Annotated in this window: 17 protein-coding genes and 1 pseudogene; all 18 read left to right on the plus strand. The window is 67.9% G+C overall.

Annotated features, from left to right (window positions below):
- Window positions 1–3 precede the first annotated feature (3 nt).
- Complete coding sequence (locus OG440_RS39070; protein ID WP_331753039.1) at window positions 4–1,239, plus strand: cytochrome P450; 1,236 nt, start codon at window positions 4–6, stop codon at window positions 1,237–1,239.
- Between the two features lie 430 nt (window positions 1,240–1,669).
- On the plus strand, window positions 1,670–2,443 hold the full coding sequence (locus OG440_RS39075) for a hypothetical protein (RefSeq protein ID WP_331753041.1): 774 nt from the start codon (window positions 1,670–1,672) through the stop codon (window positions 2,441–2,443).
- 257 nt (window positions 2,444–2,700) lie between these two features.
- Window positions 2,701–3,135 (plus strand): hypothetical protein, encoded by a 435-nt coding sequence (locus OG440_RS39080; protein WP_406011615.1) that lies wholly within the window; start codon window positions 2,701–2,703, stop codon window positions 3,133–3,135.
- Window positions 3,136–3,182: 47 nt separating this feature from the next.
- Entirely contained in the window at window positions 3,183–4,997 is a 1,815-nt protein-coding gene (locus tag OG440_RS39085) for a glycoside hydrolase family 15 protein (protein WP_331753502.1), read from the plus strand.
- A gap of 181 nt (window positions 4,998–5,178) precedes the next feature.
- Window positions 5,179–5,634 carry a hypothetical protein gene (locus OG440_RS39090; RefSeq protein ID WP_331753047.1) on the plus strand — a complete coding sequence of 152 codons (456 nt, stop codon included), beginning with the start codon at window positions 5,179–5,181 and terminating at the stop codon, window positions 5,632–5,634.
- Between the two features lie 19 nt (window positions 5,635–5,653).
- The gene (locus tag OG440_RS39095; protein WP_331753049.1) at window positions 5,654–5,908 is read left to right on the plus strand and encodes a helix-turn-helix domain-containing protein; all 255 of its coding nucleotides are present in this window, start codon (window positions 5,654–5,656) and stop codon (window positions 5,906–5,908) included.
- A gap of 99 nt (window positions 5,909–6,007) precedes the next feature.
- Window positions 6,008–7,000: a hypothetical protein gene (locus OG440_RS39100; RefSeq protein WP_406011616.1), complete on the plus strand. Its 993-nt coding sequence runs from the start codon at window positions 6,008–6,010 to the stop codon at window positions 6,998–7,000.
- Between the two features lie 81 nt (window positions 7,001–7,081).
- Entirely contained in the window at window positions 7,082–8,581 is a 1,500-nt protein-coding gene (locus OG440_RS39105; RefSeq protein WP_406011617.1) for an amino acid permease, read from the plus strand.
- A complete protein-coding gene (locus OG440_RS39110) occupies window positions 8,578–9,978 on the plus strand; it encodes a glutamine synthetase family protein (protein WP_331753053.1) in 1,401 nt (466 codons plus the stop codon). The genes OG440_RS39105 and OG440_RS39110 overlap by 4 nt, the downstream gene beginning before the upstream one ends.
- Before the next feature lie 37 nt (window positions 9,979–10,015).
- Window positions 10,016–10,909, plus strand: a complete 894-nt coding sequence (locus OG440_RS39115; RefSeq protein ID WP_331753055.1) for a hypothetical protein — start codon at window positions 10,016–10,018, stop codon at window positions 10,907–10,909.
- Window positions 10,910–11,047: 138 nt separating this feature from the next.
- Window positions 11,048–12,163 carry a hypothetical protein gene (locus tag OG440_RS39120; protein ID WP_331753057.1) on the plus strand — a complete coding sequence of 372 codons (1,116 nt, stop codon included), beginning with the start codon at window positions 11,048–11,050 and terminating at the stop codon, window positions 12,161–12,163.
- 179 nt (window positions 12,164–12,342) lie between these two features.
- Window positions 12,343–13,215: a class I SAM-dependent methyltransferase gene (locus OG440_RS39125; RefSeq protein WP_331753059.1), complete on the plus strand. Its 873-nt coding sequence runs from the start codon at window positions 12,343–12,345 to the stop codon at window positions 13,213–13,215.
- The gene (locus tag OG440_RS39130) at window positions 13,212–13,811 is read left to right on the plus strand and encodes a GntR family transcriptional regulator (RefSeq protein WP_331753061.1); all 600 of its coding nucleotides are present in this window, start codon (window positions 13,212–13,214) and stop codon (window positions 13,809–13,811) included. Before OG440_RS39125 ends, OG440_RS39130 begins: the two co-directional genes overlap by 4 nt.
- Window positions 13,808–13,990 (plus strand): hypothetical protein, encoded by a 183-nt coding sequence (locus tag OG440_RS39135; RefSeq protein ID WP_331753063.1) that lies wholly within the window; start codon window positions 13,808–13,810, stop codon window positions 13,988–13,990. The genes OG440_RS39130 and OG440_RS39135 overlap by 4 nt, the downstream gene beginning before the upstream one ends.
- Before the next feature lie 86 nt (window positions 13,991–14,076).
- Window positions 14,077–14,922 (plus strand): hypothetical protein, encoded by an 846-nt coding sequence (locus OG440_RS39140; protein ID WP_331753065.1) that lies wholly within the window; start codon window positions 14,077–14,079, stop codon window positions 14,920–14,922.
- A pseudogene (locus OG440_RS39145) lies at window positions 14,919–15,488 on the plus strand (TetR/AcrR family transcriptional regulator); the annotation flags it as partial. The gene OG440_RS39140 and the pseudogene OG440_RS39145, both read left to right, overlap by 4 nt.
- A gap of 641 nt (window positions 15,489–16,129) precedes the next feature.
- Window positions 16,130–16,402, plus strand: coding sequence for a tetratricopeptide repeat protein (locus OG440_RS39150; protein WP_406011618.1), 273 nt, complete (start codon window positions 16,130–16,132; stop codon window positions 16,400–16,402).
- A 73-nt stretch (window positions 16,403–16,475) separates the two neighbouring features.
- Window positions 16,476–18,824: a Helicase associated domain protein gene (locus OG440_RS39155; protein WP_331753068.1), complete on the plus strand. Its 2,349-nt coding sequence runs from the start codon at window positions 16,476–16,478 to the stop codon at window positions 18,822–18,824.
- Window positions 18,825–18,966: the final 142 nt, after the last annotated feature.

Here is an 18,966-nt window from a genome sequence, read left to right on the forward strand (position 1 = left end):
CAGATGTCCCAGCAGTCCCCCCTCGTCCTGGACCCCAACGGCGCGGACCGGCAGGCGGAATACCGCAGCCTTCGGGCTGGAGGCTCGGCCATCAAGGTCGACATCCTCGGTGTATCCGCATGGTCGATCTCCGACCCCAGCCTGCTCAGGCAGATGCTGACCAGCCCCGATGTCTCCAAGGACGGCCGCGCGCACTACCCGGACTTCGAACAGACCATCGCCTCCTGGCCGTTGTCCCTCTGGATCGCCGTCAAGAACATGTTCACCGCCTACGGCGGTGACCACCGCAGGCTCCGCCGGCTCGTCGGCCCCGCCTTCAGCGCGCGCCGGATCGCTGAACTCGCCCCCACCGTCGCACGCACGGTTTCCCGGCTGATCGATGACTTGGCCTCCGGGACCGATGGACAGGTCGTCGATCTGCGCGAGCGACTGGCCTACCCCCTGCCCATCACCGTGATCAGCCATCTCATGGGTGTGCCGGACGATCAACACCTTCACTTCCGGCAGGTTGTCGACGGTGTCTTCGACACCACGCTCACCCAGGATGAGGCCGCTGCCAACACCGGCCGCCTCTATCAGCTCCTCGACCACCTGATCGCCACCAAACGCAGCACGCCCGGCGACGACATGACGTCAGTGCTCATCGAGACTCGCGACGATGAGACCGACGCCCGCGGCTTCACCGACCAGGAACTCCGCGACACCCTGCTCCTGATGATCAGCGCCGGCTATGAGACGACCGTGAACGTCATCGACCAGGCCATCGTGGCGATGCTCACGCACCCGCGCCAACTCGACCGCGTCCGCGCCGGTGAGTTCACTTGGGAAGACGTGGTCGAGGAAACGCTCCGGCTCGAACCCGCCGTCAAGGTTCTGCCACTGCGCTACGCGGTCAACGACATCCGCCTCCCCGACGGGCAGACGATAACCAAGGGCGACGCCATCCTCGCTGCCTACGGAGCCGCCAATCGTCACCCCGACTGGCACGGCGACAACGCCGACGCATTCGATGTCACCCGCCTCAACAAGGAACACCTGGCCTTCGGCCACGGTGTGCACTTCTGCCTCGGAGCTCCCCTGGCCCGCCTCGAAGTCGCCGAGGTCCTCCGCCAACTCTTCGACCGGTTCCCTCACATCCAACTCGCCATCCCCAGCCACCACCTGCGCTCGCTGGAGTCAGCGATCAGCAACGGCCATCAGGCACTGCCCGTCCACCTTGGTACGCCGGCCTGCGCGTAGCACGGCCCCCTGCCGCCACCGCCCAGCACGACGGGTGGCGTGGCGGCCGGGGGAGGCGCCAGGAAGAGGGCTAGGGGCACCTCTGCCGCCGATGGAGGCCCATATGTATCGAAATAAGAATTTATGGCGGGCCATCATCTTTGCCGCCGCGATGGCCACGGTGATCACGGCCGCATCGCTGCGAACCCCTCTCTGACACCGTCACCCGAGGAACTTCCACATGCCGAGACTCACTAGCCGAGCACCGAGCGAACCTCTCGTCGAGCGCGTAGCTGTTGCGATCGACAGAGCGCTTGGACCGGCCATGGACGCGAGTCCGGCGTACCACCTTGGCGCACGTCACAGCCGACGGAGTCACAACTGCGCCAGCGAGAGAGGCCCACAGTCAGCGCGCGACGTTCTCGACGCGAATCCGACAAGAGGAAGATCCATGCGTAATACCCCGGGCCTCCCCGACGCACCCATCGAAGCCACTGAGCTCGACCGGCGCAGAACCGCCGCACGCGCCATCAATGACGCGATGTATGCGGCCGAGATCCGCTCTCTCTGCAACATTGGTCGCACTAAGTACAGCTCGGCCGTGACCCTGCTCCTATTGCCCAACGACCAGGACAAGACCGCCTTCCCTGATGGCATGGCACTTCCCGACCCGTCGGCCGCCAGCGTTCTGAAGAACGCTCTGCACAGCATTTCCGTCGACGCCGACATCACAGCCGAGGCGGTCGGACCTGAACCTGCTCTGCGAGTCGAACTCAGGACCAGCGATGACGCGCTGCGTCTCGCGCAGTGGACCATGGACAACCTCCCAGCCCCGCATCTGGCCGCGTACCAGTTGCGTTCAGCTCTGGCGGCCCATGGCATTGCCGCCAAGGGTCTGCACATCACCTGCGAGAAGGTCGCTGTCGGGTATCTCGCCGTCCATGATGCGGCCTTGCTGGGCAGCATTCTGTACGCCGGCCAGAACGCCAGCCCCGATCCGGACGACGACTGGCACGCCGTTGAGTACCTGGCCAACCGCACCGCCGCCATCCTGAGCGCTGCAACAGGAGAGGTCGTCATGGTCATCGCCGACCCGGCCTGCAGCAGCTGCTCGCTATCCCGTCCGCATCGCGTCAACGTCGGCGCCCTCACGGTATCCGCAGCCCAGCGCCTGACCGCGGCTGTTCAAGCGGCACACGACTGCACAAACCCTCGGCCCGGCTGACAGCCCGCCCTGGCGCTAGCCCGAGCAGTTCGTCACGACACCCCCGACGGGCGCCCCCGATCCTGTGATCCCTGCAAGTCACGGCTACCCCACGCAAGTCGGCTCCCGTCCCCGAATCAGAAGCGAGAATCCCCGTGTACGAGATGCGTCCTGTGAGTCCCGCGAATGGGGATCAGGTCGCCCCGATGATCGCCGCGAGAATGCGGTGGCTCCAATCTCGTGGCAAAGACTCCTACGGCAGTCCTGACGCCTTGGCCATGCTCATCAGAGAGCCGGACGACACCTCCTTGGTTGTGGCCCTCTACGAGGACGACCAAGTCGTAGGGTGCACGGCCCTCCTGACCAATCCAGTGCTCGGCCTCGGATGGACAACTGAGGAACGCCAACAGCCCAGTCTGCTCATGACCATGACGCATACTCACCCGGATCGGCGCGGCGACCGCATCGGACTGCTCATGACCATGTGGGTGTGCGACTTCGCGGCACGATTGAGTGAACCGCGGTCATGGGTCCGCTGCCATGTTCCAGACCGTGGCCTTGCCACCCACTACAGCAACGAGATGGGCTGGCAAGAGGTCCGGGCCCGCACGGACCAACAGGGCAGTCGCGTCTACCTGATGCAATGCCCGGCCGCCCCGAAGGATGGGCTGTCGGCGTTCATCTGCAGTCGCGTGGCGGTGGGGAAGCGATGACCTCGTTATCAACCTCGGCTGGCCACCCCCAAGCCGTGCCAAGCCAGATGACCCCACGAATCGAAGACTACGCACTCATCGGAGACATGCAGACCGCTGCCCTGGTCTGCCGGGACGGCACGGTGGACTGGCTCTGCCTGCCCCGCTTCGACTCCCACGCGATCTTCGCCGGCCTGCTCGGCACCGAGGAACACGGCTTCTGGCGACTCGGCCCCGCGCACGCCTCCGACACGCCCCCACCGCGAGCGGCCCGACGCAGCTACCGCGACGATTCGCTAATCCTGGAATCCGAGTGGGACACCCCCCGCGGCACGGTCCGGGTGATCGACTTCATGCCCCCGCGTGACGGCGCACCGCAGCTGATCCGGATCGTGGAGGGCGTCTCGGGCCGCGTCCCGATGCGCTCGGCGCTCCGGATGCGCTTCTCCTACGGCCGTGTCGTCCCGTGGGTCCACAAGCACGAGGGCCGCACGGTGGCAGTCGCCGGCCCCGACTCCGTGTGGTTCGACACAGAGGCCGAGACATGCGGCGAAGCACTGACCACGTACGCCGACTTCACGGTCGCCCCCGGTGAGCGGATCGCGTTCACCTTGTCGTGGGAGCCCTCGCACAAGCAGCCGCCGCCGCTGCCAGAGCCGGAGCAGTCGCTGCAGGCCACGGAGGACTTCTGGCGGGGGTGGGTCGAGCACTGTACGTACCACGGCCCCTACCGCGAGGCCGTGATCCGCTCGCTGATCACGCTCAAGGCGCTGACCTACGCGCCGACCGGCGGCATCGTCGCCGCGCCCACGACCTCGCTGCCCGAGGAGATCGGCGGTGTCCGCAACTGGGACTACCGCTACACCTGGCTGCGCGACGCGGCGATCACGCTGTCCTCGCTGCTGCGCACCGGCTACCGCGAGGAGGCCCGCGCCTGGCGTGAATGGCTGCTGCGCGCGGTCGCTGGCGACCCGGAGAACCTGCAGATCATGTACGGCATTGCGGGCGAGCGGGAGCTGGGCGAGGCCGAGCTCGACTGGCTTCCCGGCTACGAGAACTCCAGCCCGGTCCGGGTCGGCAACGGCGCGGCCCATCAGCTCCAGCTGGACGTGTACGGCGAGGTCACCGAGGCCCTGCACCTGGCCCACACGACGGGCCTCGCGCGCAACGACTACGCCTCCCTCCTCCAGCTCAAGCTGATCCGCTACCTGGAGCAGCACTGGGACGAGCCGGACGAGGGCATCTGGGAGGTGCGCGGCCCGCGCCGCCACTTCGTGCACTCCAAGGTCATGGCCTGGGTCGCCGTCGACCGCACGATCAAGCTCATCGAGTCCGGTGACGCGGACGGCCCGCTGGAGAAGTGGCGCGAGCTGCGCGACGACATCCACCGGGACGTGTGCGAGAAGGGCTACGACAAGGAACGCAACACCTTCACGCAGTCCTACGGCTCCAAGGAGCTGGACGCCTCCCTGCTGCTGATTCCGCAGATGGGCTTCCTGCCGCCGGACGACAAGCGCGTGATCGGAACCATTGAGGCGATCCAGCGGGAGCTCTCGACCTCGGATGGCTTCATCCTGCGCTACCCGACCTCCGGCGCGAAGGCGGGCCTGGACGGCCTCCCCGGCGACGAGGGCGCCTTCCTCGCCTGCTCGTTCTGGATGGCCGACGACCTCGCGATGATCGGCCGCGTCGACGAGGCCCGCAAGCTGTTTGAGAAGCTGCTGTCCCTGCGCAACGACCTGGGCCTGCTGGCCGAGGAGTGGGACCCGCGCCTGAAGCGCCAGGTCGGCAACTTCCCGCAGGCCTTCAGTCACGTCCCGCTCATCGACACCGCACTGCGGCTCACTGCATCCTCGCGTACGCGCCAGGGCGGACAGCGATGACGACTCTGGACCTGATGTACCTCACGGTACTGATTCTTCCGGCGGTCCCGCCGCTGCACACCGGTGTCCGCCTCGAACAGGCACAGTTCCACGGATCCTTGGCTCGGTTCGACAGCCACCGCTCGCAGTTCTCGCTCGCTCCCGGCAGAGCTGTTGACGCGACCACGAAGGGAGATCGAGCGTGAGTACCCGCGTGGGGACAGCACCGCCCGCCGCTTCGTCGGTGCTCACGACTGAGGGAACCGCCGAGGCCGCCCGCCGTCTTCGGGTACTTCGAGAGGAATCCGGCGCGGCCGCCACGGCAGGCCTGATCAAGCCTTATCGAGTGGCCCTGTACGTCCTCGTGGAGCCCGGTAGGGATCCGGCGGACAGGTTCGCCCTGGCGCAGGTCCGCGCGGTCCGGTCGGGGTGCGAAGTCGTCTATCGCCTTTGCGACAGCACCGGAATGACCGACCCGTTCACCCGGCCAAGCCTTGCCCGCGCCTATACGGCGGTCCGCCGTGGCGAGATTCAAGGCATCGTGGCGGCCTCGCGGACGGACATCTCCACCTCCAACTGCCACTACGAGCAGGAACTGCGCCGGCTTCGCACCTTGGACGGCTTCCTTTTCCTCGCCCTCGACGAAACCCGCGCCTGAAGTCCTCACCGGAGCTCACATGCCCCCCACCAGAGCACCTTTCGACCCACCGCTGGACCTGCCGCGGATTCCGCCTGGAGTGCACCTCCAGGGTGATGAGGCTGCGCTGTTCGAGGTAAAGGTCGTCAAGGCCTATACCGAGAGGTTCGCGTCCATCCGGGACATATGTGCGGAGACGGGTCGGTCGTACGGCTCGATCCACAAGCTCCTCGCTGCCCACGTCACCTTCAGGGGGCGCGGCTACGCCCACCCGACTAAGAAGGGCGCGTCATGACGCCGCGGGTCTACGGGGTGCGGTTCGGCATGTGTCTAACGCACCTGCAGGCAATTGCGGCATGGAGCGGCCGCCACCCTGCGTGTCGACAGGCCGGCGGTGACGCTGATGCGGGTCTCTGATTTTCATCCCGCGGGCTTCGACGCCGAGTTACGCCCAGCACTAGACGACATCCGTATCGGCAGATGGCGCTCCACCCGCGAACTGCTCGACAAAACCCCCTCATGGGCTCAGCGCACGTTCCGAAGCCAGGTGTTGGCTTCCGCCGCGGCGCAGTGCGACGCCGTGGAAGCATGGGGGCGCGAGAGCCGGGACCACCAGTACCGCATGATGTGGGCCCGAGTCCTCGTCCAGCGCGCCCTCCACGCCCACAGCCACGGGCAGCGGCACGAAGCCCTCCTCCTCGCAAATGCGGCTCGGCAAGCGTGCGAACTGGCGTCCACCTTCATGCCCGATGACCCGGTGCCGTGGGTGGCATGGCTTGCGCTGGCAACGCTCGACTCTCCACACCCGTGGGAGAGGCGACCGGAGAACCAGGAGAGGTGCTGGGAACCGGGCATCCCGCCAGGACCCTGGGGCCTGCTGTGGCAGGCCCATCGGCGGGATCCGTTCAACCGAGAGGCCTGGCACCGCGGTATGCACGCCTTGCTCGCCTATGAGGACAGCACACACATTGCCGTCCGCTTCAGCCACTGGGGGGCGCAGCTCGCTCCTCGCGGGTCGGCGGTCAACGTTCTGCCGCTGTATACCCACTTGGAACGCTTCCGCCGCCGAACCAATCGTGCTGAGACGCCCCGCCTGCACTGGGCCCCGTCAGCGATCTCCTTTTACACGTTGCGCGCCCTTGAGGAATGGTTCCGCCACGCGGACGTCACGACCAGGTCGCCCCTGGACCTCAATTACCTCGCTCAGGCACTGCACCACGGCGGTCACCCAGCACGCGACGTGTTCGAAGCGATCGGAAGCTGCGTCACGCGGACCCCCTGGCAGGACGTCGCTCCCGACGGACGCCACTGGCAAGAGGAGTTTCTTCAAGCTCATCATCTGCAACTCCGCGAGAGCAGACCAACCCGCCCAAGGGGCTCCATGTGATCCGCAACCGCCCGCCCCGCGCCCCGCCGCCCAGAAAACGACCCCCGTCCCCCGTCCCCGCGCCACTTGGAGGTATCACCCGTGTCTGCCGCACCGCCCCCATCTGCCGACGAACAGGTTCTGACGAACCTCGGCTATAAGCCTCAGCTCGCCCGCCGGATGAGCGGCTTCGGGAACTTCGCGCTGAGCTTCTCCGTCATCTCGGTGCTGTCCGGCTGCATGACTCTGTTCTATTTCGGCCTCAACACCGGCGGGCCCGCCGTGATGATCTGGGGCTGGACCGTCGTCGGGCTGATGGTTGTCTTCGTCGGTCTGGCCCTCGCCGAGGTCACCAGCGCCTACCCCACTGCCGGAGCCCTGTACTTCATGGCCGGCAAGCTCCGCGGCCCCCGGTGGGCGCACTACACCGGCTGGTTCAACTTGCTCGGGTTGCTGGGAGGCATGGCCGCCGGCCCGTACGGATGCGCCTTGTTCATCGGGGCCTGGCTCAACTTGAGCTACGGGTTCACTCCCACTCCGGTGAAGACCTTCCTCATCTTCGCCGGTCTGCTGCTCCTGCTCGCTGTGATGAACCTCTTCGGCGTGCACCTGGTCTCCATGCTGAACTCGATCAGCGTGTGGTGGCACCTGGGCGGAGTCGCCGCCATCGTCGCCGCCCTCGTGTTCATACCTGACCACCATCAGTCGGCCGGCTTCGTCTTCGGCGAGTTCACCAACAACACCGGCTGGGGCAACCCCCTGTACGTTGGGCTGCTCGGACTGCTCCTGGCCCAGTACACCTTCAGCGGCTACGACGCCTCCGCCCACCTGTCGGAGGAAACCGAGCGCGCCCAAACTGCCGCGGCCAAGGGCATCGTCCACTCCATCGTCTGGTCCTGGGTCGCCGGCTTCATCCTGCTCGCCGGACTGCTCTTCGCGATCCAGGACTACAACGGAACAATCAACAGTGCGACCGGCGTCCCCCCTGCCCAGATCTTCCTCGACGCCCTCGGACCGTCCATGGCAAAGATTCTCCTGCTCGTGGTGATCATCGCCCAGATCTTCTGTGCCAACGCCGGTATGACCTCTGCCAGCCGGATGATCTTCGCGTTCTCCCGCGACGGCGCCCTGCCTTTCGCGAGGAAGCTGCGGCGGACCAGCCTTCGCACCAAGACCCCGGTCAACGCCGTGTGGCTGGCCGCCATCGTCCCCCTCCTGCTGGCCGCGCCCGCGTTGTTCTCCACCACCGCGTACACCGCGATCACCACCATCAACGTCATCGGGATCACCCCCGCCTACGCCATTCCCATCTTCCTGCGGCTGCGCCGCGGCAAGCAGTTCAAGCCCGGCACATGGCACCTGGGCCGCTGGAGCAAGCCGGTCGGCTGGATCGCCGTGACCTGGGTTGCCTTCGTCACCGTCCTGCTCTGCCTGCCCTCGATGTCCCCCGTCACCGTCGACACGTTCAACTACGCGCCCGTCACCCTCGTCGTCATGCTCGCCCTGGCCTGGGCGGCCTGGCACTGGGGCCTGCGCCACGACATCGTCCCCGAGTACGGCACCGCCAGCGAGCGCGACCGGATGGCGGAGGACCTCGTATGACCGGCCCGACCTCCAACAGGCCCAGCACAACGCCGAACAACCCAGTCAACGGCCTCGACCAGCTGTCCACTCTGGTACGGGATGGCGTCGTCACCTCGGTGATGCTCGCTACCGCGAGCATGCAGGGCGGACTCAAGGGCAAGACGTACGACGCCGCGCACTTCCTCGACGAGGTCGCCGTACACGGGGCCTCCCTGTGCGGGTACCTCCTCGCCACCGACGCCGACATGCACCCCTTGCCCGGCTTCGGCATCGCCTCCTGGGACACCGGGTACGGCGACATGCGGTTCGTAACCGATCTTGCAACGCTGCGCATGCCGGCGTGGTTGCCCGAAACGGCGCTGGTGCTCGCGGACCCCGTCACCGATGACCAGGAGCCTCTGGCCGTCGCGCCCCGCCACATCCTCAAGCGGCAGCTGAGGGCCCTGGACGAGCGCGGGATCGCTGCCAGCGTCGGGCTGGAGGCCGAGTTCGTCCTTTACCGCGGCACCCGAGACACTGCGGCCCGCGCGGGACACCAGGACCTCAAGCCGCTGTTCGCGGGCAGCCGGGACTACAGCCTTCACCAGCCTCCCCTGTTGCGCAGGTACCTCACCGGTCTGCGGGCGGCGCTGAGCGGGAGCGGTCTGCGGCATGAAGCCTTCAAGGGGGAGGGTGCCTCCGGGCAGGTCGAGATCACCTTCCCCCATGGCGCGCCCCTGCACGCTGCTGACCAGCACATGCTGCTGCGCCACGCCGCGGCCGAGATCGGCGCGGCACACCGCGTGCTGCCCCTGTTCATGTCCGCCCCCGATACGGGGGTCGGCAGCGGCCTGCACGTCCACCTCTCACTCCACGACACCGAAGGACAACGGCCGCTCTTCGACAGCGACGGGACAGACCTGTCCGAGGCAGCCCAGCACGTCATCGCCGGGCTCCTCACCGCGCTTCCGTTCCTCGCCCCGCTGTGGGCCCCGACGGTCAACGCCTACAAGCGCCTCACGCCCGGCACCTGCGCGCCGGTGAACTACAGCTGGGGATTCGACAACCGCACCTGCGCCATTCGCATCGTCGGCACCGGCACCCGGCGCCATCTGGAGATCCGGCTGCCCGGAGCAGACGCCAACCCCTATAACGCACTCGCCGTAATCCTGGCGGCCGCCGGCTACGGCCTCGACAACAAACTCGCCCCACCCCTACCGGTGGACGGCAACGCCGTCACCGACTCCGCCTTGCCCCCAGTCCCGCGCTCACTGGACGAAGCCCTGCAGCTCATGTCCGCCAGCGAGCTCGCGGGGCAGCTGCTCAGCACCGAGGTCGTCCAGCACTACGCCCTGGCCGCTCACCACGAAGCCGAAGCCCACCGTGTCGTGGTCAGCTCCGAGGAGCGGCGCCGCGAAATCGCTCTCCTCTTTTGATCCGCCCCCCATCCAGTCCTCCCCGGAAAGGGAACGCATGACCACAGCCGACACTGCTATCGAGCTCACTGCGCTGCAGTGGAACGTGATGGTCGGAGGCATCGACGGCGACAACGAGGGCCGGCGCGTATCGCAGGTGGCGTTTTTGGAGTCGCATCCGCAGCTCGACCTGCTGTGGATCATGGAAGGCACCGGCTGGCATGAAGGGTGTCGCATCCACGAGGTTGAAGACGCCACTGACCTCACCGCACTGCCACGCGTGACGTCCCGCATCGGCGACCAGGTCAACCACAGCATCATGTTCTACAACGCCGAGAAACTCACTCCCCTCGGGAAACCCGGCGAGCTCGCGCGGGGGGCCTTCCACCACGGCACCGTTCGAGCCGCATTCGATGTCGATGGCACTCCCCTGCTCGCCCTCGGCACGCACCTGGCGTACGCCAACCCGGAGGCCCGGCTGGCCGAATCCCATTACCTGGCCGACTACGGAGGACCGTTCCCCGGCTGGCCCCAGGACAAGGTCCTACTCATGGACGCCAACGCCCCGGACGACAACGACCCGGAGCTGAGGGACTGGTCGCGGGTCCCGCGTTACCTGTGGCACCGGTACCGCAAAAGGCTCCCGGACGGCAGCTGGGGCGGGTGGGACCGAGACGCCCGCCGGCTGCTCCTGGACTCCGGCTGGCGCGACCCGCAGAACTATGTGCGCGAGCAGCGAGAGGCGACCGTCGGCTACTGGTACGACAACGAGAAGGTCCCTCTCCGTCTCGACCAGATCTTGGTTACGGGCCCTCGCATCGAAGTCGTGGACTACCGCACCCTCAAGCCCGAGACCCCGGACTTGACCAAGCTCGCCGACCATCTGCCCGTGCGGCTCGGCATCCGCCTGCACCGCGACCCCCACCCCCCGCAGAGTAGTGGCCTCTCATGATCAGATCCACGGCGCCCGCCTGCGGCACCTCCCTCGCTCTCGTAGTGGCGAGCAGCTGCCGCTGACGAGTCTCGGTGCCTCGTGGCAGCGGCGGGCGCCAGCACCCGATGTCCCTTTCTTCGAATCTCAGGAGGCTATGTGAAGAAGAAGAGCGACGACCGACTCCGGCTCGTCAACGCGAACGTGGAGCACTACGGCGGTCCCGACCCGGAGCCGGGCGTCTTACCGGAGACGTTTTTCCAGGTAAACAACGAGGTCCTCATCCCGCTGGAGCCGGACCTGCTCGCCATGACCGAGCTGACGCATGCGCAGACCCGTCCCGGCGCCAGTCCCGACGAAGTCGAAGCAGCCGATCGACGGTTCGACACGCAGCAGACTCTCCTCAACATGGAAGGTTTCCGCGCCGAGATGGGCGTCGGCAACAATCCGACGGGCTGCCTTGTCCGTCGCGGTCCTTTCCTCTTCGGAGCTGATGCCCAACGTCCCGTCCTCGGGCACAACACCCCGCCGACCGTCCTCACCCTGCGTGTGCCCGGAGCGGCAGCACCGATCCACGTCGGTGTCGGCCACTACTCGTTCAACTCGCCACTGGACCGCAACCGCGAGGCCTTCGGCTTCACCCGGCTCGTAGACAAGGTGAAGCTCGACCGCAGGCCGCCGACCGAGGAAGAGAGGTCGGCCGCGGCGCCGGAGGAGTCCTCTGATCCGGGCTGGTCCGCGTGCTGGCTCCTGTCGGACACGAACGAACTGCCCGAAGAAGAGGGGGAGTTGGTGCCACACCCCGACTGGCTCTCGGTCACCGACGATACGCACCGAGTGCACCGCGCCGAGCTACTGCCGGATGGCACCTGGCGCGGCTACACGAACGTGGACCAGGTCATGCACAACTGCCGCATGTACGACGCGGCGCGCTGGGCGGCGCACCAAGGGCAGTTGCAGGCGCTGGCCCCGACTGCTGGCCGGGCCCGCCCGGACCAGGGCGGCCCGTGCCGGATCGACCACGTCCGTATGGACGCCTTCACCATCCAGGCGGTGGAGGAGGTCCACGTGATCCCGATGGACGGGCTCAGCGATCACGACATCGTCGTGGTCGACGTGTCGAAGCGCAAGCTCGTCGAGACCCTCCTGAGGCGCTCGGTCGAGCCGCTGCCGGGATGGCGCAGGCAGCCGCTCCTGCCGAGGGTGATCACCCCGGCCCGCGCCGCAGTGATGCATGGCCTGACAGGAAACAGCCCCGCTGCGCGAGCGGCCTGACCACCGCACATCATTCGCCCGGCACACGCAGCCCCTGTGCCGGGCGACGACGGCCCCTCCGAGGACCCGTTGATCAGTATCCGACCGCAGAAAGACTCCAAGCCGACCGCGCCCACCCTGTCAACTCCCCAATGAGGCCCCGCCCCCGCACCCCGTCTGCCCGATAAGAGAGCAATCTCGTGACGACCTATCCCGATCAGCCCTTTCCCGGCCCGTCCCCGGAGGAAGAGGCCCTTTTCGCGGCGGCCGCCGCCGGCTACGCCCACTACCGGCCCGGGCTGCCGGACGAGGCAGTCGGCCTGCTGGCCGACACCCTCCGCGAGCGGCGCGCTCCAACGCTGCTGGACCTGGGCACCGGCACTGGGCAGGTCCCCCTCGCCCTCCTGGCCGCCGTTCCCGGCCTCGCGCACATCGAGGCCGTCGACGTCAGCCGACCGATGCTCGACCAGGCCCGCGCCGTCCTCACACCAGCGCTCGGCCGCTGCACGCTCACCCTCATCCACTCGTCGGCTGACGACTACGCTCCGCTGGCCCCGCTGCCCGGAGAAGCGGTGCAGGCTCCGGACTTGGTCACCTGCTGCCGGTCGTACCACTGGATGAGCGGTCCGGACGTCCTGGCGATGGCGGACCGGGTCGCCGCCCCCGACGCCACGATCGCCATCATGGGCGACGGAAGCCTGTGGACGCACCAGTCGGACTGGACCCGGGCGTTGCGCGAACTGATCCAGCGCTACCTGGGACCCGGCCGCCGGGCAGGCGCCCGCGGCGACTACGCCGAGCCCCGCCGCTCGTTCGAGGAGGATCTCGCCGGATCAGCGTGGAGCGACGTCACCCACCACCAGTTCCGTGTGACCCGCACCTGGACGCCGGAGGACGTGCTCGGCTACCTGCGGACGACGTCCTTCGCGGGCGCCGACCTCTTCGGAGAGCGTCACGCCGCCTTCGAAGCCGACGCCCAGGCGCTGCTGGACCCTCATGCAGGTGAAGGACTGCTGGTGGAGGACGCTGTGTTCACGATCCTGCTGGCCCGACGCCCCGGTGGTCTGTCATGAGCGGAACGGATCTCACGCCCGTGCCCGAGCAGGGCAAGGAGTTGCTGCCGACACGGATCGCTGCCCTGATTCACGGCCGCATCGAGGACGGCACATATCCGGCGGGCTCGGTGCTTCCTCCGCGCCCTCGTCTTGTAGAAGAACTCGGCGTCAGCCGCTCGGTAGTCGATCAAGCCTGCCGGGCCCTGAGAGAACGCGGGCTCCTGGTCAGTGTTCCTGGACGGGGGCGCGGGACGGTGGTCGTCGATCCGCTGAACCCGCCGACAGGACCGGAGATCCTCGCGCGAAGGAGCGAGGGCGAGTGCGAGACATGGCCCGGCCGGGACTCGACCCGCAACACGGTCGCCCGCATCACGCGGGCGGTCAGGACACGGATTGCCAACGGCACGTACCAGCCGGGTGGGCGGATACCGACCGTGGCCGAGCTCGCCGAGGAGTTCAGATGCCGAACGTGGCTGGCCAGAGGCGCAGTTGACGTACTCAAAGGGGAGGGACTCCTGTACTACCGCAGGCCCAAGGGTCACTTCGTGTGCCCGGATGTCGCAGGAGCGAGGAACGCGGTGAAGACAACGTGCCATCCCGGTGGTGGCGAGTGAGCGGGGGGCGGCACACGGAGCCGCTGGCTGTCCATCTGATCCTGCGCCGCGACACGAACGAAGGGCCGGAGGTGTTGCTGTCGCGGCTGGCCAGAGCCGTGCACGCGGGGGGCCTGTGGCATCTCCCCTCCGGACTTCTCAAGATCCGCAACATCCACCACGAGATCACTATGGGCTGACCGCCCGGCTTCCCCTATCACCCGTCTCCTTCCTCTGTCTCTTTTCACAGAAAGACGAGCGCCGAATGCTTCATGTCGGTTTCTCCTTGACCACCGGGGAACTCTCCGGTGGCGGCCGCCCCAGCGAGGACCACATCGTGCAGGCCCCGGGAGCGGTCATCGTCCTGGACGGCGTCTCGACCGTTTCGGACGAGGAACCCCGCGGCGGATGGTACGCCGAGGTCCTCGGCAACCGGGTGGCCTCGGTCTTGGCCGCAGGCCCGGACGCAGACCTGCGTCTCGTGCTTGAGCAGGCCATCGCCGCGATCGTCAGCGAGCACGGACTGGTCGCCGGATCTTCCCCGGCTGCCACCGTCTCGATGGTGCGGCACGGCGGCGAGACGATCGACGCGCTCGTTCTGGCCGACACTCCCGTCATCGCGCGCACCGTTCACGGGAAGTTCGACCCCGTGCGCGACGAGCGCCTTGCCCAACTGGTCTCCGGGCGCCCCGAGTACGAGGAATACCGGAGGTGGCTGCTGGCCGGCCGCGGTTTCGGGGCGCCGGAACACCGAGCCCTGCTCCAGAAACTCCGCACCCATCAGATCCGTCACCTCAACAACGGTGCACCGGGCGGGTACTGGGTCGCCGAAGCCGTCCCGGAAGCCGCCCGCCATGCGGTGGTGCGCTCCTGGCCGACCGCCGACATCGCCGACATCCTCGTGATGACGGACGGAGTGAGCGCCGGTGTCGAGGAATACGGGCTGTACCCCACGTGGGAGGACCTTGCCCAAGCCTGCCTCACCGGCAGCCCTGCCACAGTCGTCCGCGCGATTCAGGACGCGGAGGCGGACGATCCCGACGGTCGGCGTTGGCCGCGCTACAAGGTCTCGGACGACAAGGCGCTCGCCTTCCTTCGGTTCGCCTCCGTCGACGGTGCGGTCGACGCATGAGCGGCGGCACCGCGCCGCTCCGTCAGCGACCGGCGGGGGCCCGGTTGAGCGTCCGGGAATCCGTGCTGAACGTCGCGCTCGGCATGCACGCGGAGGGGACGTGGCGGCGGACCGCGATGTGGCAGATAGCGGCCGCCGCAGGCGTGTCACGGCAGACCCTCTACAACGAGTTCGGTGACCGGGACGGCATCACCCGGGCCCTGCTGGGGCGTGAGACCAACCGGCTTTTGGACGGAACGGGTCAGCGGTGGCGTCAGGCCCGCGGGAGGGGCGCGGAGCACGGCGACTGCCTCGCCGCGGCGATGAGCTGGTTTCTCGCAGTCAGTCATTCCCACCCCTTGCTCCACGATGTCCTCACCGGCCATGGCCACGGGACAGTAGGCACGAGTGGTGGTCGAAGACTGGTCGATGCCCTGACGGACCTCTGTCGCCGCCTGACGGACGCCGCCTGGCCCGGCAGCCAACCCGGCCGTCCCGACCGGCTGCGGGCCGTCGAGGCCGTCGTCCGGATGACGCTGTCCTATCTCCTCGTTCCGGCCGAAACCCATCAGCAGGCGTGTGCGCAGATCGCCCACGCCGCGCGGACCCTCCTGCCGGTAACCGGGTCTGCCCTCGGCCCGGCCGGAGGCGGGACCGGTGACCCCGCATCAACCACCTGGTACACAGCTCGCGAAAGAGAACACCTCCTGATGTCAACAGCGACGGCGCCCGACGAAGCACTGGCCCAGGCCGAACTGGCCTACCGAGACGGGCAGTTCTACGAAGCCGAAGCCATATATCACGAACTGCTCGGCAGCTTCCCTCGGGAGAGTCACCTGTTCGCGAAGGCGCTGCGTGGCCGGGCCCTCGCGCTGCACGGGCTGGGCCGCTTCCACGACGCGGAGCAGGAACTGCGGCGGATTCTGCTCGCTTGCATACACGAGCCTGAGGGAGAACGCTCGACGCGCTCGGCCACCTTGCGGCGGCCGTCTGCGAGCAGGAGCGGTTCATCGAGGCCGAGGCTCTGGCGAGAGATGCCGTCCGGCGAGGCGAGTCGGCGCTCGGGCAGCGGCACGAAGCAACGCTCTTGGCCCTTCTCTCCCTGGGGCGGGTCCTCGCGCACACCGCGCCGGCGGAGTCTGAACCGTGGATTCGCGAGACCCGCGAGGTGATCGCGCGTGCCCTGGGCCGGTCTCACCCGGTCACCTGGTCTGCGCAGCATCTGCTGATGGCCACCCTGCGCGCGCTGGGCCGGTGGGACGAGGCGGAGCAGGCCGCCGACGGCTTGATCGTGATGCGGGAGCGTCATCAGGGCGCCGGTCATCCGTACGCGCTGCAGGCCCGGTGCGATCTTGCCTTGATCCTTCACGCCGCCGGGAAACAGCTCGAGGCGTCGGCCGCCGCTGACGACGTCGTGGACGTGAGCGTGCGGGCCCTGGGGCCGCAGCACCCGGTCACCGCCCGGATACGTCAGGACCACGCGACGATCACCGGCCGATAGCCGGCGCCCCTACTGCCGTACGCCGCCGCCGCGGCATCCGGTCCTGGACCGGCAGCACCTGCAAGGAACCCTGTTGCTGATATCCCCAGTCCCTGAACTATGGCCCCACCAAAGAGAAGCGGTGGCCGCAACGGTGGGCGAACTGACCACCAGCGAGCGCGTCACCTTGCCGATGGCCTGCGGAACCGGGAAGACCCGGACCGCGGGCGAAGTGGCCCGCCTGGTCGTCGACCCCGCCACCGGGCGGGTGCTGTTCGTCGCCCCTCTCCTGGAACTGCTCGCCCAGACCCTGCGCGAGTGGCGCCGGGTGTTCGGTGACGAGGTGCTGGGCCGAATCACCGCAGTCTGCTCCGACCCTGCCGTTGTCGCCGACCACCGGCCTGAACTGGATGCCGAGCGCGTACTCGTCACCTCCGACCCGGCCGAACTCGCCCGCCTCTTAGACTCCGCGGGCCGGGCCACCGTGGCCTGCACCTACCAGAGCCTCGGAGTGGTCACTGCCGCGCACCGGGACCATGGGCTCCCGCCCTTCGACCTGGCGATCGCTGACGAGGCGCACCGCACGACGGGGCTGGCGGACCGGCAGTGGACGGCGTTCCACGACAACGCCCGCATCGCCGCGCGCCGCCGCCTGTATCTGACCGCGACCCGGAAGATCGTTGCGGCGGGCGGCGATCACACGGTCAGCATGGACGATACGACGGTCTACGGAAACGCACCGTTCAAGCTGTCCTTCTCGCGCGGCCGCGAACTTGGGCTGCTCGCCGATTACCAGACCCTGGTCTCCGTCGTCACCGATCAGCAGATCCGCGCCGCCGCATCCACCATCCGCTCCCGCCCGGAGTTCCTCCAAGTCGGTGACTCCGCACTGTCGCCGTCTATGCTCGCCACCCAGATCGCGGTGCTGCGGGCCGCACGTGAACACGGTATTCGCAAGATGCTGACGTTCCACAACCGAGTGGCCGACGCTCGCTGGTTCGCAACCACTCTGCCCCTCACCGCCGGCCTCCTTGCCGATGGCGACCGTCCGGCGCGGATACGGGCCGACCATGTACACGGCGGACAGAGGCTGGCCCAGCGCCGCCGCGTTCTCAGCCTGCTGCACGCCGACGACGACGTGTTCACCCTGGTCAGCAACGCCCGTGTCCTGGGCGAGGGCATCGATGCCCCCGCAGTTGACTCGGTGGCCTTCATCGACCCCCGCCACTCAGCGATCGATACTGTTCAGGCCGTCGGCAGGGCGCTTCGCCGAGGCAATCACCAGGGGCCCAAGACCGCCTACATCCTCGTCCCGGTCCACCTCGGGCCGGGGGAATCCCCGGAGACAGCCCTCGACTCCTCCGCCTACGCCTCCGTGTGGCAGGTCCTGCGCGCCTTGTCCGCGCACGACGATGAGTTCGCCGCGCGCCTGGCCGGCCTGCGCCGCAAGCTCGGCTCCCTCAACGGCCGCCCCCTGCCCACCCGGAACCAGCTTCCTGAGTGGCTGCACATCACGGGCGTGCCCGTACCGCCCGGATTCGCGGACGCCATCACCGTTCGGGCTGTGCGCTCCAGCACCGAGACGTGGGAGGAGTTCCTCGGCGCCTGCGCCGCCTACAAGGCCGAGCACGGCGACCTTCTCGTGCCCCATATGTACGTCACAGCGGGCGGCTTTCCCCTCGGGCACCGGATGAATTACGAACGGAGGCTCTACAAGGAAGGATCGCAGCCCCCTGGGCGGCGGGCCGCACTCGAAGAGCTTGGCGTCGTCTGGGACGCCTTGGATCACCAGCGGCGGCGGGTCCTCGATGAACTGCGCGCCTTCAAGGAGGCCCACGGGCATCTGAACATTCCGAAGGGCTACGTCACACCCGGCGACCATCCCTTCGACCTGTACCGCGCGGCATGCTGGCTGCGTGCCCGGTACGCCGAAGGCCTCCTCGATGCCGACCACGTGAAGGCGCTGAACGAACTCGGCATGGCGTGGGAGAACCGGCGGGACGCAACCTGGTCCCAGTTCCTCGCCGACCTGGACGTCTACCAGCGTGCCCACGGCCACCTCGATGTCCCGCAGACCTACCAAACTCCCGGCCCTCACCCCCGCAACCTGGGCAGACAGGTGGCTTCTTGCCGCAGACGCAAGATAAAGGGGGCACTCAGCCCTCAGGCTCTTCGGGACCTGGAAGCGATCGGCTTCATCTGGAACGCCGACAAGCACCGCTACCAGCTGTACGTCAGGGCGCTTGAAGCCTTCAAAGCCGCCCACGGGCACGCCAATCCCGCAGGTGGCTACGTCACGCCGCCGCCCGAAAGCATCCCTCTTGGCGGATGGCTCTCCAGACAAAGACAGAAGGCGCGCACCAGCAGGCTGCCTGCCGAATACGTCCGGCAGCTCACCGAGCTCGGTGTCCGACTCCCTGTGACCGGATCGGCCAAGCAGTGAACTCCGCGATGACAAGCCGTCGCCCGCCGCCGGTCAGCCCCGATGCCACCAGGGCCTGGCCGCCTCACGTTGGGCCCGCTCACGGCCCTACCGCTGCCGTCACCCCTTGACGCACATTCCCGTACAACCCTGACCACAACGA

Source organism: Streptomyces sp. NBC_00637, assembly GCF_045161545.1.
Lineage (GTDB): Bacteria > Actinomycetota > Actinomycetes > Streptomycetales > Streptomycetaceae > Streptomyces.

What these genes read in the sequence shown, in the direction of transcription:
- OG440_RS39115 (WP_331753055.1), top strand. Translation starts at nt 10,016, where the DNA reads ATGACCACAGCCGACACTGCTATCGAGCTCACTGCGCTGCAGTGGAAC.
- OG440_RS39130 (WP_331753061.1), top strand. Translation starts at nt 13,212, where the DNA reads ATGAGCGGAACGGATCTCACGCCCGTGCCCGAGCAGGGCAAGGAGTTG.
- OG440_RS39085 (WP_331753502.1), top strand. Translation starts at nt 3,183, where the DNA reads ATGACCCCACGAATCGAAGACTACGCACTCATCGGAGACATGCAGACC.
- OG440_RS39075 (WP_331753041.1), top strand. Translation starts at nt 1,670, where the DNA reads ATGCGTAATACCCCGGGCCTCCCCGACGCACCCATCGAAGCCACTGAG.
- OG440_RS39110 (WP_331753053.1), top strand. Translation starts at nt 8,578, where the DNA reads ATGACCGGCCCGACCTCCAACAGGCCCAGCACAACGCCGAACAACCCA.
- OG440_RS39070 (WP_331753039.1), top strand. Translation starts at nt 4, where the DNA reads ATGTCCCAGCAGTCCCCCCTCGTCCTGGACCCCAACGGCGCGGACCGG.
- OG440_RS39095 (WP_331753049.1), top strand. Translation starts at nt 5,654, where the DNA reads ATGCCCCCCACCAGAGCACCTTTCGACCCACCGCTGGACCTGCCGCGG.
- OG440_RS39150 (WP_406011618.1), top strand. Translation starts at nt 16,130, where the DNA reads ATGGCCACCCTGCGCGCGCTGGGCCGGTGGGACGAGGCGGAGCAGGCC.
- OG440_RS39080 (WP_406011615.1), top strand. Translation starts at nt 2,701, where the DNA reads ATGCTCATCAGAGAGCCGGACGACACCTCCTTGGTTGTGGCCCTCTAC.